This window comes from Vreelandella boliviensis LC1 (assembly GCF_000236035.1).
GTDB lineage: Bacteria > Pseudomonadota > Gammaproteobacteria > Pseudomonadales > Halomonadaceae > Vreelandella > Vreelandella boliviensis.
Window position 1 is genome coordinate 1959194 of record NZ_JH393257.1, and the last position, 15962, is coordinate 1975155.

The 15962-nt window shown below is 58.2% G+C and carries 14 protein-coding genes and 1 pseudogene; 9 read left to right on the forward strand and 6 right to left on the reverse strand.

The genetic code is table 11. From position 1 onward, the window contains the following. Positions 1–9: 9 nt before the first annotated feature. Genes KUC_RS08745 through KUC_RS08755 form a run of 3 tightly spaced genes read left to right on the forward strand, consistent with a single transcriptional unit; the run spans position 10 to position 2730 of the window. Complete coding sequence (locus tag KUC_RS08745; RefSeq protein ID WP_040479998.1) at positions 10–954, forward strand: DMT family transporter; 945 nt, start codon at positions 10–12, stop codon at positions 952–954. 31 nt (positions 955–985) lie between these two features. Further along, positions 986–1756, forward strand: coding sequence for a FadR/GntR family transcriptional regulator (locus KUC_RS08750; protein ID WP_007112815.1), 771 nt, complete (start codon positions 986–988; stop codon positions 1754–1756). Between the two features lie 35 nt (positions 1757–1791). After that, positions 1792–2730, forward strand: a complete 939-nt coding sequence (locus KUC_RS08755; protein WP_040480001.1) for a Gfo/Idh/MocA family protein — start codon at positions 1792–1794, stop codon at positions 2728–2730. Positions 2731–2749: 19 nt separating this feature from the next. Here the strand turns inward: KUC_RS08755 and KUC_RS08760 are convergent, their stop codons facing one another. The 5 genes from KUC_RS08760 to KUC_RS08780 all read right to left on the reverse strand — a co-directional run bounded on the left by KUC_RS08760 (position 2750) and on the right by KUC_RS08780 (position 8400). Continuing rightward, entirely contained in the window at positions 2750–4324 is a 1575-nt protein-coding gene (locus KUC_RS08760; protein ID WP_007112817.1) for an aldehyde dehydrogenase (NADP(+)), read from the reverse strand. A 33-nt stretch (positions 4325–4357) separates the two neighbouring features. Continuing rightward, positions 4358–5356 carry an AraD1 family protein gene (araD1, locus tag KUC_RS08765; protein WP_007112818.1) on the reverse strand — a complete coding sequence of 333 codons (999 nt, stop codon included), beginning with the start codon at positions 5354–5356 and terminating at the stop codon, positions 4358–4360. Positions 5357–5384: 28 nt separating this feature from the next. Continuing rightward, on the reverse strand, positions 5385–6686 hold the full coding sequence (locus KUC_RS08770) for a TRAP transporter large permease (RefSeq protein WP_007112819.1): 1302 nt from the start codon (positions 6684–6686) through the stop codon (positions 5385–5387). Further along, a complete protein-coding gene (locus KUC_RS08775; RefSeq protein ID WP_007112820.1) occupies positions 6686–7297 on the reverse strand; it encodes a TRAP transporter small permease subunit in 612 nt (203 codons plus the stop codon). Before KUC_RS08775 ends, KUC_RS08770 begins: the two co-directional genes overlap by 1 nt. Before the next feature lie 83 nt (positions 7298–7380). Then, positions 7381–8400, reverse strand: a complete 1020-nt coding sequence (locus tag KUC_RS08780) for a TRAP transporter substrate-binding protein (RefSeq protein WP_040480002.1) — start codon at positions 8398–8400, stop codon at positions 7381–7383. Positions 8401–8743: 343 nt separating this feature from the next. On the opposite strand from KUC_RS08780, the pseudogene KUC_RS08785 reads away from it, so the two are divergent. Continuing rightward, positions 8744–9511, forward strand: a pseudogene (locus tag KUC_RS08785) (dihydroxy-acid dehydratase domain-containing protein); the annotation flags it as partial. 106 nt (positions 9512–9617) lie between these two features. Beyond that, positions 9618–9809, forward strand: a complete 192-nt coding sequence (locus KUC_RS20300) for a hypothetical protein (RefSeq protein ID WP_371827733.1) — start codon at positions 9618–9620, stop codon at positions 9807–9809. On the opposite strand, the gene KUC_RS08790 is transcribed toward KUC_RS20300, so the two are convergent. After that, positions 9806–10747, reverse strand: a complete 942-nt coding sequence (locus tag KUC_RS08790) for a LysR substrate-binding domain-containing protein (protein WP_007112823.1) — start codon at positions 10745–10747, stop codon at positions 9806–9808. The two genes, KUC_RS20300 and KUC_RS08790, sit on opposite strands and share 4 nt — an antisense overlap. 143 nt (positions 10748–10890) lie before the next feature. Here KUC_RS08790 and KUC_RS08795 point away from each other — a divergent pair, with 143 nt between their 5' ends. The 4 genes from KUC_RS08795 to araH all read left to right on the forward strand — a co-directional run bounded on the left by KUC_RS08795 (position 10891) and on the right by araH (position 15806). Then, on the forward strand, positions 10891–12132 hold the full coding sequence (locus tag KUC_RS08795) for an aldose epimerase family protein (RefSeq protein ID WP_007112824.1): 1242 nt from the start codon (positions 10891–10893) through the stop codon (positions 12130–12132). Positions 12133–12204: 72 nt separating this feature from the next. After that, positions 12205–13200, forward strand: a complete 996-nt coding sequence (locus tag KUC_RS08800; protein WP_007112825.1) for an arabinose ABC transporter substrate-binding protein — start codon at positions 12205–12207, stop codon at positions 13198–13200. A 42-nt stretch (positions 13201–13242) separates the two neighbouring features. Continuing rightward, positions 13243–14736, forward strand: coding sequence for an L-arabinose ABC transporter ATP-binding protein AraG (gene araG, locus KUC_RS08805; protein ID WP_007112826.1), 1494 nt, complete (start codon positions 13243–13245; stop codon positions 14734–14736). Positions 14737–14798: 62 nt separating this feature from the next. Further along, a complete protein-coding gene (gene araH, locus KUC_RS08810) occupies positions 14799–15806 on the forward strand; it encodes an L-arabinose ABC transporter permease AraH (RefSeq protein WP_040480005.1) in 1008 nt (335 codons plus the stop codon). The last annotated feature ends 156 nt before the right edge of the window (positions 15807–15962 follow it).

Sequence of the window (15962 nt, forward strand, 5' to 3'; positions counted from 1 at the left end):
AACACTAAAATGAGCCGTTGGAGCACCTTGTCTCATCGCCAGCAGGGCCTGCTGTTGACCGCGGGGGGCGCGATCATCATGGCGCCGGATGCCCTGCTGATCAAAGTAGCCGACCTGCCCGATGCAGAAATTTTGATGTGGCGTGGCTTTCTTTCAGGGTTAGGTTTTCTGCTGATCGCCCTGCTGCGCTATGGGCGTGGCACGCTGGCAGCCTACCGTCGCTGTGGCTGGACGGGTATCGCCGTGGCGCTGCTGTTCAGCCTCACCACCTGTGGTTTCGTGCTGGGCAATCAGTACACCAAGGCGGGCAACGTACTGATGATACTGGCCAGTTCGCCTCTTATCGCTGCTGTGCTTTCCTGGATCATCCTCAAAGAGCGCCTGCCCAGGCGCACTTGGCTGGCGATAGTACTGTGTATGGCGGGTGTCGCCATGATCGCCCTCGATGACGCGGGCGCAGGTTCTTGGATCGGCAACGCTTTCGCCTTGATGGCGGCGACCACCCTGGCGATTAACTTCACCCTTTGCCGCACACGCCCAGGGGTGGATATGAGCCCCATGCTGGTATTCAACGGCCTTATTGTGGGTAGCACTGCGGGGCTGTTTTGGCTGGCACGGAGCGAACCGAGCCTGCCCGCAGCAAATCAGCTTGCCGTGGTGATCCTGCTCTGTCTGATTATTGTGCCCTGCGGCGTGACGTTGCTGCAGCGTGGGCCGCTGTATCTCCCGTCCGCTGAAGTAGGTTTGCTGATACTGCTGGAAGTGGTGATAGGCACGCTGCTGGCCTGGTGGATTCTGGCCGAACAGCCCGCGCCAATGGCCATGGTTGGCGGTGTTCTGGTGCTGGGCACACTGGGTGCTAAAGGCCTCTATGAACGGCGGCTGGAACTGAAACAGCGGGCGGGGCTCGATGCTACGCCGTCGATAACAGTCGACCGGTCAAGTACGGTATGATTGACAGGAATCGAAATAGGGTCTTATCGCAGTGACGTCATCTCCCAGTAAGCCAGCCGCTCGCCCAAGTATTGCCGAACATCTCGCCGAGGAGATCTTTGGTGGGCGCTATCACCCCGGTGACTTAGTGCCCCGGGAAATGGATCTATGCGAACGCTTTGCGATCAATCGCTCAGCGGTGCGCAGCGATCTTCGCCAACTGGTCGATGCGGGGATTATTGAGCGGATTTCCGGTCATGGTTCCAAGGTGCGCGAATACTCAGAGTGGCATATTCTCGATGCCCAGGTGACCGACTGGTTAACCCGCTACGCAGCGCCCAACCCAGACATTCAGCGTGAAATCCTCGCCTTCCGCCTGGACGTTGAACCCTATGTGGCGATGACCGCCGCCAAGCGCGCCAAAGCGCGTGATTTGGTTGCTATCGAAGAGGCGTTTGAAGGGCTGGGGCAGAATCTGCGCAATGCCACCTGTGAAGAGGAACGACGGCTGCACAGCGAGTGCGATGTCGCCTTTCATGAAGCCATTTTTAAGGCGACCCACAATATCGTCTGGGCGCAGCTATCGCATATCCTGCGACCTTCCATCTACATGCTGATCTCCATGTCCAACGAGAACGCCCCGGATCCTGAAGAGAGCCTGGAGCGCCACCGCCAGCTGATGGAGAGCATTCGGCTGCGCCGCCCTCGGGAGGCATTTTTAGCCTCCCAAGCAGTGTTGGCGGGCACCGCCGCAGCGTTGGGGCTTGAGCACAGCGTCAGTTCATTAGGGCGCAGCGTTGAGTTGCCCCACACCACCCCCTGACCCCATTTTCAATGGTTAATAACAAAGGCAAGCGTATGTCTGATTTCAGCTCTGACTTCAACCTCGGCTTAGTTGGCGTGGGCAAAATCGTCCGCGACCAGCACCTTCCCGCGATAGCCGCCACCCCGAACTGCCATCTTGTCGCCACAGCGGATCCCTACGCCTCGCTGCCGCATCTACCCGACTATCAAAACCTGGAAGCGATGCTCGACGCCCACCCTGAAATCAACGCTGTCTCAATCTGCACACCGACACATCTGCGCTACTCTCAGGCCCGGGTGGCGCTGATGCGTGGCAAGCACGTGCTGCTTGAAAAACCACCAGGGGCGACGTTAAGCGAAGTAGAGGACTTGATTGCCTGCGCTAAGCAACAGGACGTTAGCCTGTTTGCCGCCTGGCACTCGCGGTTTGCTCCCGGCGTGGCTCACGCACAGCAGTGGTTAGCCGAACGGCAGGTGCAGCGGGTAGAGATCGAGTGGAAGGAGGACGTGCGGGTATGGCACCCTGGCCAGGCGTGGATCTGGGAACCCGGCGGTATGGGCGTTTTCGACCCCGGTATTAATGCGCTGTCGATTGCCACCGCCATTTTGCCCCAACCCTTCTTTCTGCAACAGGCGCGGCTGCTGGTGCCGAGTAACGCTCAAACCCCGATTGCGGCGGATCTCTCCTTTACCGACCCGAAAGGCGCGGTGATTGAGGCGGCGTTTGACTTTCGTCAAAGCGGCCCGCCCACCTGGGATATGCATATCGACACCGATAACGGTCGCTTGAGTCTTACCCAGGGCGGCTGTCGTCTGATGATTGACGATGAGCTGATCATCGACGCCGAAGAGCGCGAGTATCAGGGCCTCTACGCACGCTTTGCCGAGCTGATCGCCAACGGGCGCAGCGAGGTGGATGTAGCCCCGCTGCGCCAGGTCGCCGATGCGTTTCTATACGGTCATCGTGAAACCACCGACGCCTTCGTTGAGTAACGTCTCAAGTGACGGTCGTTCATTCCCGCTTGCCATCGATCAGGCGTGATACCCCGCAAGGGTTACCGTCACGGATCGCTTCAGGCAGTAGCCCTTCCGGCAGCGCCTGGTAGCACACCGGGCGCAGGAAGCGGAAAATCGCCGCGCTGCCCACCGAGGTAGTGCGCGAATCCGACGTCGCCGGGTAGGGCCCGCCATGCACCATGGTGTGGCTGACTTCCACGCCAGTGGGCCAACCGTTGGCCAGAATGCGCCCCGCTTTGCGCTCCAGAGTTGGCAGTAGCTTTCGGGCGACCTCTAAGTCACCGTCATCCATTTGCAGAGTAATGGTCAGCTGACCTTCGAGCTGGGCAGCCACTCGCGCTACTTCCTGGGCATCGGCACAGGCGATCACCAACGAAGTCGAACCAAATACCTCTTCCTGGAGGGCGGGTTCTTTGAGGAACGCCTCGGCCTGGGTAACGAACAGCCCCGCTTGGCAAGGGTTCGCCGTCTCGCCTGCCTGGCCACGAGCTACTTCGGTGACCTTGGCGTGGTTGGCGAGTCGATCAACGCCCTGCTGGTAGGCGTCGTGAATGCCTGGCGTCAGCATGGTTTGGGCAGCGCTGCCCTTAACCGCTTCACCGGCCGCCGCAACAAAGGCATCCAACTCCGGGCCTTGAACCGCAATCACCAGCCCTGGGTTGGTGCAAAACTGCCCGGCACCCATATTGAGCGAGCCGACAAACCCCTCGGCAATCGCTTTGCCGCGTGCCTTGAGCGCTTCCGGCAGCAGAAACACTGGATTAATCGAGCTCATCTCGGCGTAAACCGGGATGGGCTGTGGCCGCGCTTGGGCAGTAGCCATGAGCGCCGTGCCGCCGCCGCGTGAACCGGTAAAGCCGACTGCCTGGATGCGTGGGTCGGCGACCAGTGCTTGACCGATCTCTTTGCCGGAACCAAACAGTAGCGAGAAGACGCCCTCAGGTAGTTCGCACTTAGCAACCGCGCGTTGAATAGCGCGGCCCACCAGCTCGGAGGTGCCGGGGTGAGCAGAGTGGCCCTTGACCACTACCGGGCAGCCAGCCGCCAGTGCCGAGGCGGTATCGCCACCGGCCACGCTAAAGGCCAGCGGGAAGTTGCTGGCGCCAAACACCGCCACCGGGCCCAGGCCAATATGGCGCTGACGTAGGTCGGCGCGGGGCAGCGGCTCACGCTGGGGTAGTGCCGGGTCGATGCGTACATCCAACCACTCGCCTGCACGCACTACCGAGGCGAACAGCCGCAACTGGCCGCAGGTACGCCCACGTTCGCCCTCTAGACGCGGACGGGGCAGGCCGGTTTCGGCCATGGCACGTTCAATAAGCTCATCGCCGATTGCTTCGATCTCGGCGGCAATAGTTTCAAGAAAGGCGGCTCGCGTCTCTAAGGAGGTCGCGCGATAGCTATCGAAAGCCGCCTCGGCTAATGCACAGGCCTGCTCGACCTCCGCCTTGCTGCCGCCGGGGTAGGCGGGGGCTAAGGTCTCGCCAGTAGCGGGATTCACCGCATGAATATCAGCTTGTTGACCGCTGACGGCCTGCTGACCAATCAGTAGTTTGCCTTCCAAAGTCATACATTCTCCTTCTGGGCTAGTTTTATGAATGAGTTAAAGAGATTTCACGCTGATGGCCGGGGCGGCTGCTTCCACCCTTAGCGGGTTGCGCAGAGCGCGGCCAAATTCATGGATGTTGATCTCAAAGCGATCGCCTTCGCGCACCTTAATGCCGTCGGCGAAGCTGAGTGTTGCGGTGCCGAAAAAGTGCACATGCACATCGCCGGGTCGGCGGAAGCCTTCGTATTTAAAGTGGTGATACTCCAGGTTAGCCAGGCTATGGGCCATATTGGCCTCGCCGGTTAAAAAGGGTTTCTCCCACACTGTTTCGCCACCGCGCTGGATACGGCTGATGCCCTCTAAATGCGTAGGCAGCTCGCCGATCAACAGTTCGGGCCCAAAGCTGCAGGCGCGTAGCTTGGAATGGGCCAGCCACAGATAGTTGAAGCGCTCGGTAACGTGGTCAGAGAACTCGTTACCCAACGCGTAGCCGACCCGCCAGGGTTGGCCATCGTTGCCAATCACATAAAGCCCTGCCAGCTCGGGCTCCTCACCCGCGTCCTCCGCGAAGGCGGGAGAGGGGATCGCTGCTTCCGGCGCCACCACGCACTGGCCATCGCCCTTATAGAACCACTCCGGCTGGGCACCAAGCTGGCCTGCATCGGGTTTGCCGCCTTCCACCCCTAGCTTGAACATGCGCATGGAGTCGGTCATGTCTTCTTCTGCAGCTTGGGCCTGTTTTTGAGAAGAGGCGTGCATCGCCGAGCGGGTATCAGCACTGCCCAGGTGGGTGAGGCCGGTGCCAGTCACCAGGCAGTGGGCCGGGTCGCTATGCGTCAGTGGGGGCAGCAGCCGCTTAGCGTCAACCAGCGCTTGATAATCGAGGCGTGTGTCGGTCAGCGCTTCCGTCACCATCTCGCTAAGTGGCTTACCGGCGCTAATGGCCCGGTTGGCCAGGGTGTAGGTGTCGCAGTTGAGCAGTCTGACCTGCTCTTCGCTCTCGACCAGGGCGGCGCGTACTTGGCCGTCGTGGTCACATTGAATTAGGCGCATGGTGATCTCCTCATTCTGATGGCGGTTATCATAGTGGCCAAATGGCCAGTTGCGGCCACATCAATAGCGCCGCGAGCACACACAGCTGAATGGCCATAAAGGGCAGTACGGAAAGATAGATATCCTTCAGGCTGATATCCGGCGGTGCCACGCTCTTAAGATAGAAGGCGGCGGGCCCGAAGGGTGGTGACAGGAACGATACCTGCATATTCACGGCGAATAGAATGCCGAACCAGATCGGGTCGAAACCGAGCTGAATAACGATGGGCAGAAAGATCGGCAGGGCCAGCATGGCGATCCCGATCCAGTCGAGAAATAGCCCCAGCACCAGCATAATCGCCATCATCACCAGGATGATCACAATCGGCGCTACGTCGAGTCCCAGAATCAAGCTCGACACAAATCGGTTGCCCCCCATCAGGTTATAAACACCCACCAGGGCGGCAGCGCCGATGCCGATCCAGATGATCATGCCGCAGGTGTTCATGGTCTGCCCCAGGCTATGGTGCAGCATGCCGGGGGTAAACTCGCCGCGCACAATGGTCGCGAGTAGAACGCCGAAGACACCCATGGCCGCCGCCTCGGTGACCGAGGCGACGCCGCCGTAGATGGTGCCTAGCACTAAAAAGGCGATCAGCCCTGGCAGCAGAATGGCTTTAACGGCGTCCAGCTTGCTGGCGAAAGGGTTGTCCTGGGTGTCTTTATCCAACGGTGGGCCCAGCGCGGGATTCTTCAGGCAGCGCACCAGCACATAGGCAATATAAGAGCCCATTAGAATTACCGCCGGAGTAACGGCCGCGGCGAACAGGTCGGCAATCGATACGCTGGCGATCAGGCCGTAAATAATCAGCACGATCGAGGGCGGCATCATGGTGCCCAGGGCACCACCGGCGCACACCACCCCAATGGAGAGATGCTTGTCGTAGCCGAGGCGGAGCATTTGCGGCAGCGCCAGAATCCCCAGCAGCACGATCTCACCGCCGATAATGCCTGAGAGGGCGGCCAGGAAGAACGCTACTACGATGGTCTGCACCGCTACACCACCTGGCAAGCGGCCAGCGAAAACGCGCATGGCGTTGAACAGATCTTTGGCGATGCCAGAGCGATCCAGTAGCGATGCCATCAACACGAACATGGGCACCGCCACCAGCGAATACTCGGTGATAAAGCCATAAACGCGGCTGGTGACCAGGGGCAGCGCCGCCTCGCCGAACCAGCCGAAGGTGAACGCCATCGCCACTAGGCCGGTAATAAACGCCAGCGGCAGACCGGTGACCAGCAGCGCGAAAATGGCCCCGACCATGAGGATCGTTGCAGTTGAAATATCCATTAGCGAGGCTCCTCACTTGCAGCGCTGGGCTTGGCTCGGATCGATTGCCACAAATGCAGTGAGGCCTGTAGCGCCATCAACATCAGGGCAAACATGATCATGCCCTTGACCATGGCGGGAAAGGGCGGATTCCAAGAGGTGCCAGAGCGCTCCAGCGACCACTCGCCGAGCGGGTTATGCGATGCTCCCCAGAACATATGAAAGGCGGCATAGCTCATCGACAGGCAGAAAATCAGTGTAAGCAGGTCATTGAAGCGATCCATCCAGCACTTTAAGCGTGGCCCGGCGCTGTCGTAGAGCACTTTGACGCGGATATGACTATTGCGCGCCATGGCCGCTGGGCCGCCCAGCACAAAGATAACCGCGATCAGAAACACCACGGTTTCGTGTACCCAGGAGGTAGGGTTATTGAAACCGTAGCGCATAAAAACTTCCACGACGCTGATACCCATCGCCACCAGCACGAGCCAGGAAACGGCCCGGCTGCCGCGTGCAATCAAGCGGTCTAAGGCATTGCGTTCAGGCGCTACTTCCTCAACCGTTTCGAGAATCTCGGGAAGGTCATGGGTGGGAGGAGAGCGGTATTGCTTGTCAGGTGTTTTCTGAGACATGGCGCGACTCTACGCGCATCGCTCGGGGTATCCCGAGCGATGCGTTGGTTAGGTTAATGAAGCAGAGAATGGCGAACAGAGCGTTAGAGCAGATTGCGCGAGCGCAGAAAGGCGGTCGCCGAGTCATAGATTTTCTGAGTCATCTCATTTTCACCCGCCCACTCCTGCCACTCCTGCTCAGCTGCGGCGCGGAACTTACGGCGCTCCTCTGCAGGAAGGTCGAAGGGGTGAACGTCAGGGTCTTCCTGAAGCCGCTGCAGGGTCTCGATATCCTGCTCTTTGAGGCGGGCAATGGCGTCATAGGCCATACCGTCGAAGGCAATTTCTAACGTCGCCTGTAGCTCTTCGGGCAGGCCATCCCAGATATCTTTATTGATCGATACGGCGATCATGGGCATGGAGTGAAAGCCTGGGTAGAGCGGGTAAGGGGCGAAGGCGTGCAGGCCCATGGCGTCGTTATTCGAGAGTACCGTGGAGTCTGCAGCGTCGATCACGCCTTTTTCCAGGCCGGTATACACCTCAGAACCCGGTAGGTTGACGGGTGTGGCACCAATGCGCTCGAAGATGTTGTACACCATGCCTTGAGGGGCCCGGATCTTAAGCCCTTCAAAGTCGGCGATGGATTCGATGGGCACCGTGGAGGGGACTGACTCCAACGGAAAGGTCGCTGCGCTGATCAAATGCGCACCATAAGGTTCGACCAGCTCGTTGTAGAGCTCTTCACCGCCACCGTACTTCATGTATTCCAGGAAGTCGTAGGGATTCTGCCAGGCGCCGACAAGGTTACCGAGCATACCGAAAGCGGGATCCTGGCCGGAGAAATAGCTGGGGTCGGTCATATGGCCCTGCAGAATCCCTGCGCTAACGGCGGTCAGCGTTTCGGTGGGGCCCACCACAGAGTTGATCGGCATTACCTCGATCTCAACACGGCCATCGGTCATCGCCGTGATTTTCTCAGCCCACTCTTGCTTAATTTTAAAGCTGGGCTCGCCCGAGGTTTCTGACGCCTGAAACTTCCATTCGTACTCGGCCGCCTGAGCCGACGAAAGGCCTAGCAGCAGGGCTGAGCCAGTGAATAGCAAGCTGTATTTCGATTTGAGCATGGCACTAATCCTCAAGGTTCTTGTTGTGAAAAGCGTTTTGAAAAGCATTGTTGAGAGCGTTGGTGAAAACACTGTGATGCAACGGGTCAATGACCCATGCGGAGTGCTAATGTTGAACATTAAAAGAAATTGTTCAACATATACTTTTGTATGGTCGACTAGTGAGGTGGGGTAGTTTAGTGTCTTGCGCATTCGACACCTGCTCTAGAAACCTACTATCAGGGCGTCAGCTGTCACCGAACTAAAACAAGGAGTTAACCTCATGGGACAACGTCAACGTCCGCTGCGCAGTGCTGAATGGTTCGGCACCGCCGATAAAAACGGTTTTATGTACCGCAGCTGGATGAAAAACCAAGGCATCCCCGACCATGAGTTCCAGGGCAAGCCGATTATCGGTATCTGCAATACCTGGTCGGAGCTGACGCCCTGCAATGCCCACTTTCGTAAGTTGGCGGAGCACGTCAAGCAGGGCGTACTGGAGGCGGGCGGCTACCCGGTCGAGTTTCCGGTGTTCTCCAACGGCGAATCCAACCTGCGCCCCACGGCGATGTTTACCCGCAACCTGGCCAGCATGGACGTGGAAGAGGCGATTCGCGGCAACCCGATTGATGCGGTGGTGCTGCTGGTCGGCTGCGACAAAACCACCCCGGCGCTGCTGATGGGCGCGGCGAGCTGCGATATTCCCACCATCGTGGTCACCGGTGGTCCAATGCTCAACGGCAAGCACAAGGGCAAGGACATCGGCTCCGGCACCGTGGTTTGGAAGCTCTCCGAGCAGGTCAAGGCGGGGGAAATATCCCTCCACGACTTTATGGCCGCGGAAGCCGGCATGTCCCGCTCCGCGGGCACCTGCAACACCATGGGCACCGCCTCCACCATGGCCTGCATGGCAGAATCTCTGGGTACTTCACTGCCCCATAACGCCGCCATACCCGCGGTGGATTCCCGCCGCTACGTGCTCGCGCATCTCTCCGGTAACCGCATCGTCGAGATGGTCGACGAAGACCTACGGCTGTCAAAAATCCTCACCAAGGAAGCCTTCGATAACGCCATCCGCACCAATGCGGCGATTGGCGGCTCCACCAACGCGGTGATCCACCTCAAGGCGATTGCTGGACGCATCGGCGTTGATCTCACTTTGGATGACTGGAGTCGGGTAGGGCGCGGTACGCAACGGCGACTGGATCGAACTCGACTGCGAAAGTGGCCGACTGCACCTGGAGATCAGCGACGAAGAGCTGGCCTCGCGGCTAGCCGAAAGCGACCCCACCGCAGCCTCGACGCTGATCGCCAGCCAGGGCGGCTACCGTCAGTTGTATATCGAACGGGTACTGCAAGCCGATGAAGGCTGTGATTTTGACTTTCTGGTTGGCTGCCGAGGTTCCGACGTGCCGCGTCACTCGCATTAATCGGACAGGGCAATAATCTCGCGTAGCGTGCTCATTAGAGCCGCAGCGCCGGGGGAGAGTCGCTGGTGGCGTAAGCTTACCAGCCCGTAGGGCTGAACACTTAGCGTCTCGCTGAAGGGCAGCAGGTGAAAACGTTGCGGTGGGCAGAGCAGATCAGCGGCTTCCCGGGTGGTTACTGTGATGGTGTCGGATTTATCTACCAGCGCCAGCGAGAGCAGTAGATCGGCGGTATCGACAATCTGACGCGGTGGTGCGACCTGATGGTGGAGAAACAGACTATCCACCCGCTGACGCATCAACGCGCCTGGGGGCTGTAGCGACCAAGGATAGCCCGCCATATCGGCCAGACTCAGCGGTTGTTTACCTGCCAACGGATGACCCTCTCGGCATACGAAGCACAGCTCCTCCTCGCCAATTTCCTCAAATACGAAGCGCTCGGCATCGACGCCTGCGGGTATCCGGGTAATCGCGAAATCCAGCTCGCCTTCGAGCAGGCGCGGTACCAATACCTTGCTGACATCCACATCCACGCTGATCTTTAGCCCCGGCCGGTCGCGGTGCACCCGCTCAATGGCACTGGTCAGCAGCGTGACCGCTGGTGCCATAACGGTGCCGACCGCTACCGTACCTGCATTACCCTCACTTAATGCATTCAACTCCTCGCCGGTGTGGTGTAACGCCGAGAGCATGCTATGGGCATGGCGAATCATGATTTCGCCGTACCAGTTAGGCGTTAGCCCGCGGGGGTGGCGATCAAACAGCCGAATCCCCAGGTTGGCTTCCAGGTCGCTGAGCAGTTTTGAGGCAGCGGGCTGGCTCATATTGAGTTGTTCCGCTGCACGGTGCAGGTTGCGCTGCTCATCCAAGGCTAAAAAAAGCTGAAAATGGCGCAACTTTAGTCGCACGTCTAGAAACCAGTTCTCGCCGAGAACGCCCATGGAATAAGCCCTTAGTTATTATTGATACTTAGAAGTATATCGATAATAAGGTGTTTGTATATTGGTTGGTTATGCAAGACGTGACTACTGTAGTGACTGAATTGGAGTTCCAATAACAATAATGATCTCCCAGGAGGAAAATCATGCCACTCATCAATACTCAGGTAGACGCTCAAAGACATAGCGTTGGATCAACGCTGCTGCTCAGCGCCGCTATCGCCCTGCTGATGTTTAGCGCGGCTCAAGCACAAAGCGAGACTGAAGCGACAGCGGGAAATGGCGCTGGAAACGGCGTTGAGAAATCGGTGTTTGGTCACTTACCGGACGGCCGCCAGGTCGATGTCTATCAATTTACCAACGCCAACGGTATCGAACTTCGGGTGACCAACTATGGCGGCATCATCCTGTCGCTGAAAACACCCAATGTGGATGGCGAATTCGACGATATCGCGCTGGGCTTCGACTCCCTGGAAGCATACCTTTCCGATGAGTACCGCCAAGCCAACCCCTATTTCGGTGCCCTTATAGGGCGTTACGGCAACCGCATCGCGGGCGGCCAATTCTCCCTTAATGGGGAAAGCTATTCATTAGCTACCAACGATGGCAGCAATCACCTGCACGGCGGTGATCAGGGCTTCGACAAAGTACTCTGGCAAGCCGAACCGTTCGAAAGCGAAGCAGGCACTGGATTGGTGTTGCGCTATACCAGCGAAGATGGCGAAGAGGGCTACCCTGGCAGGCTGGAGACTGAAGTCACCTACACGCTGACCGATAACGACGAGCTGATGGTGGATTACCGGGCAGTGACCGACAAAGCCACCCCGATCAACCTTACCCAGCACAGCTACTTCAACTTAAAAGGCGAGGGTAGCGACACCATTCTTGATCATCAGCTAATGATCAACGCCCCAGGGTTTACCCCGGTCAACGACACTCTGATCCCCTCCGGCGAGCTCCGCTCGGTAGACGGTACGCCGTTCGATTTTACCCAGTTGACCCTGATTGGCGAGCGCATTGAGCAAGACAATGAACAGCTCGCCTACGGCGGCGGCTATGACCATAACTTTGTGTTGGATCGCGATAACGCCGCAGCGGATGAGCTTGTCTTGGCTGCCAAGGTGTGGGAGCCAGCGAGTGGTCGCATGGTGGAGATCACCACCACCGAACCCGCGATCCAATTCTACTCAGGTAACTTTCTTAACGGTGACCTGACCGGTAAGCAGGGCCAGACCTACGGGCACCGCTCCGGCTTCGCGCTGGAAACCCAGCACTACCCCGATTCCCCCAACCAGGAGGCATTTCCCAGCACAATCTTAGAGCCCGGCGATACTTACCGCTCACGTACGGTATATCGCTTTTCGGCCCAGCCGAATGTTGATTCATGACCGCCAATGGTTTGCTAATAAAAAGATGGAAATATCAATAAAAACAACACTTAAAATCGCAGGAGTATGACAATGAAATTGACGACAACGTTTGCCCGTTTAGCCCTCGGTAGCGCGATTATGCTGGCTTCGCTGGGATCAGTGCAGGCCCAGGAAGATGAGGTGAAAATTGGCTTTATCGTTAAAAAACCTGAGCAGGCATGGTTTATTAATGAACAGAAGGCCGCCACTGAAGTTGGCGAAGAGTTCGGCTTCGACGTGGTACGCCTGGGCGGTGAGGATGGCCAGGAGGTGCTCAGCGCGATTGATAACCTCTATGCCCAGGGCGCACAAGGGTTTGTGATCTGTCCGCCGGACGTGCGTTTGGGGCCAGCCATCATGAACCGCGCTAATCAATACGGCATGAAAGTAGTCACCGTCGACGATCAGTTTGTCAATACCAGCGGTGAGCCGATGGAAGGCGTGCCGCATTTGGGTATGTCAGGCACCAAAATTGGGCGGCAGGTAGGCGAAGCGATTGCCGCCGAGATGGAAGTCCGCGGCTGGAACCCCGAAGAGGTGGCCGCGCTGCGCATCACCAATAATGAGCTACCCACGGCGGTAGAGCGTACCGATGGCGCCACCGAGGCGCTGCTCGCAGCGGGCTTTCCGGAAGACAATATTTTCGATGCACCCCAGCAAAACAGCGATACCGCCAGTGCTTTCTCCGCGGCCTCGCCGGTACTTTCTCAATATGGCGATTATGAGCACTGGATTATCTACGCCCTGAATGAAGAGAGTGTGCTCGGCGGCGTCAGGGCCACCGAGCAGTACGGGATGGCAGCAGAAGACGTGATCGGTGTGGGTATTAACGGTTCGGGCGCTGCGTTTGCCGAGTTTTCCCGCGATAACCCCACCGGCTTTCATGGCACCGTGGCGGTGAGCTCTACCATGCATGGCCGTCAGACCACCGAAGACCTCTACCGCTGGATTAGCGAGGATCAAGAGCCACCGGCCAATACCGAAACTTCCGGCACGCTAATGACCCGTAATAACTGGCAAGAAGTGCGTGCAGCGCTGGGTCTGTAAAGAACAGAACCGGTAACAAGCTATTGGCAGGAGTGCTCACGTATGTCTGATGCTTATCTACGTTTTGATGCGATCAGCGTTGTCTTCCCCGGCGTGCGTGCGTTGGATGGGGTGAGCTTCGCCGCTCACGCTGGGGAAGTGCATGCCCTAATGGGCGAGAACGGCGCAGGTAAATCCACCCTGCTCAAGGTGCTGAGTGGCGTTAATCGCGTGGAGGAAGGCGCGTTGTGGCTAGATGGCCAGCGCCATGTGTTCAGTAATGCCAGGGAGGCGCTGCGCGAAGGGATCGCGATTATTTACCAGGAGTTAACGCTCTCACCCAATATGTCGGTGGCTGAAAACCTGCTGCTAGGGCAGTTGCCGTCGCGGCGAGGCTTTATTGATCGCCGCCAGTTGAAAGAAAAAGCCATGGCGATTCTGGCCGATCTAGGCGAGGGCGACATCCATCCCTCGACCAAGGTACGCGAGCTCTCCATCGGCCAGCAGCAGATGATTGAAATTGGTCGAGCGCTGCTGAGGGACGCCAAGGTGATCGCCTTTGATGAACCCACCAGTAGCCTCTCGATTCAGGAGACCCGCCAACTCAAGCGCATCGTTCAACGGCTGCGCGATGAAGGGCGAATTGTGCTCTACGTGACCCATCGCATGGAGGAGGTATTTGAGATGTGCGATGCGGTCACTATCTTCCGCGATGGCAAGCATATTCGCACCCACGAGGATATGTCGTCGCTTAATCACGACCTGTTGGTGAGTGAAATGGTCGGCCGCGATATCAACGACGTATACGGCTATCGCGCTCGGGAACATGGCGAGGTGGTGTTGAACGTGGAAGGCATCCAGGGGCGGGGCTTAAAGGCGCCGGTGAGTTTTTCCGTCAAGCGTGGCGAAGTATTTGGGCTGTTTGGTTTGGTGGGTGCTGGGCGCAGCGAGCTGCTGCGGCTGGTGTGTGGGGTCGAGTCCCCCAAAGCGGGCAGCGTGACGTTTAACGGCGAGTCGCGGCGCTTCAAAAGCCCCGGCGAGGCAATTCGTGCCGGGATTGCCATGTGCCCGGAAGATCGCAAATCCCAGGGCATTTTCCCGGTGGCCAGCGTCGCCGATAACCTCAATATCAGCTGTCGGCGCTTTTTCAAACGCTGGGGGCTTTTTCGTCACCCCGGCCGTGAACGGCGCAACGCCGAATCCTATATTCAGCAGCTCAGCATCAAAACGCCGGGCCCGCGATCACCCATCGGCAAACTCTCAGGGGGCAATCAGCAGAAGGTGATTCTGGCCCGCTGGCTTGCCGAAGAGATTGATCTTTTCGTCATGGACGAGCCGACCCGGGGGATCGATGTAGGTGCGCGGCGGGATATCTATTCGCTGCTTTACGACCTGGCCGATCAGGGCAAAAGCGTGGTGGTGATCTCCAGCGACATTGCCGAAGTCAGCTCCATTTGCGACCGCATCGCCGTGATGCGCGACGGCGAGCTGGTGGATGTGGTGCCGCGGGAGTCGGCTACCCCGGAACGCCTGCTGGGGCTGGCGCTGCCTGCCTAATTTTTTTGCTGCGATAAGTTCTTTAGAACACACGTTCAGGACACATGTTCAGGAAAAACATCATGACAACTAACAATGTAACCCAAGGGGATGCACCTGCACGCCCCAAGGGGCGCCAGGGGCTTGCCAAACCGCTGCGTACCCTACTCGATACGTCAGGCATGATTGCGATTTTTTTGCTGCTATTTATCGCCCTGGCAATATTTATTCCCGGGTTTCTGACCGGGCGCAATATGGTCGGGCTACTGCTCTCGATCACCCTGATTGGCAGTCTCGCCGCCACCATGATGCTGGTATTGGCGCTGGGCGAGGTGGATCTCTCGGTGGCCTCTACGGTGGCCTTTGCGGGTGTGGTCGCGGCGGTGGTGACCTCCAGTACGGGTAGCGTGTTTATCGGCGTAATCGGTGGGATTGTCGCCGGGGGCGCTGTAGGTGTTTTCAATGGCATAGTGATTGCTAGGTTTGGTATTAACGCACTGATTGCGACCCTGGCGGCTATGGAGTTTGTTCGCGGGTTGGCCTATATCACCTCCGGCGGTGACGCCGTGATGATTACCGTGCCGGGCTTCTTTGAGCTGGGCAGCGCTTCCTTTCTGGGCTTGACGCTGCCGGTATGGACCATGCTGGCCTGCTTTGTGATCTTTGGCGTAATCCTCAACATGACCGCTTTTGGCCGCAATGTGCTGGCCACAGGCGGTAACGCCGAAGCTGCTGCGCTGGCGGGGGTTAACGTCCGCCGCCTGAAAATTATTGTCTTCGGCCTTCAGGGCGTCGTCGCAGGCGTGGTCGGTGTATTGCTGGCATCGCGCATGGGGCTGGGCGATCCCAATACCTCCATGGGTCTGGAGCTGGCGGTTATTTCCGCCTGCGTGCTGGGCGGCGTGGCGCTCTCCGGCGGTGTCGCCACGATTACCGGTGTGGTGGTTGGTGTACTGATTATGGGCTGTGTGCAGAACGCCATGGGGCTGCTTAACGTGCCTACCTTCTACCAGTACCTGGTGCGCGGCGCGATTCTGCTATTGGCGGTGATGTTTGACCGCTGGAAGCACACCCGTCGTCAGCGGGCCTGACGCCTAAACCGTTATTCCCTTTATTGGTTTGTTACTTCTTCCCGGTTTGTACGGAGGCTTTGTTATGTCTGATCGTCAGCGCTCATTACGCTCTGCCCAGTGGTTCGGCACCGCCGATAAGAACGGTTTTATGTACCGCAGCTGGATGAAAAACCA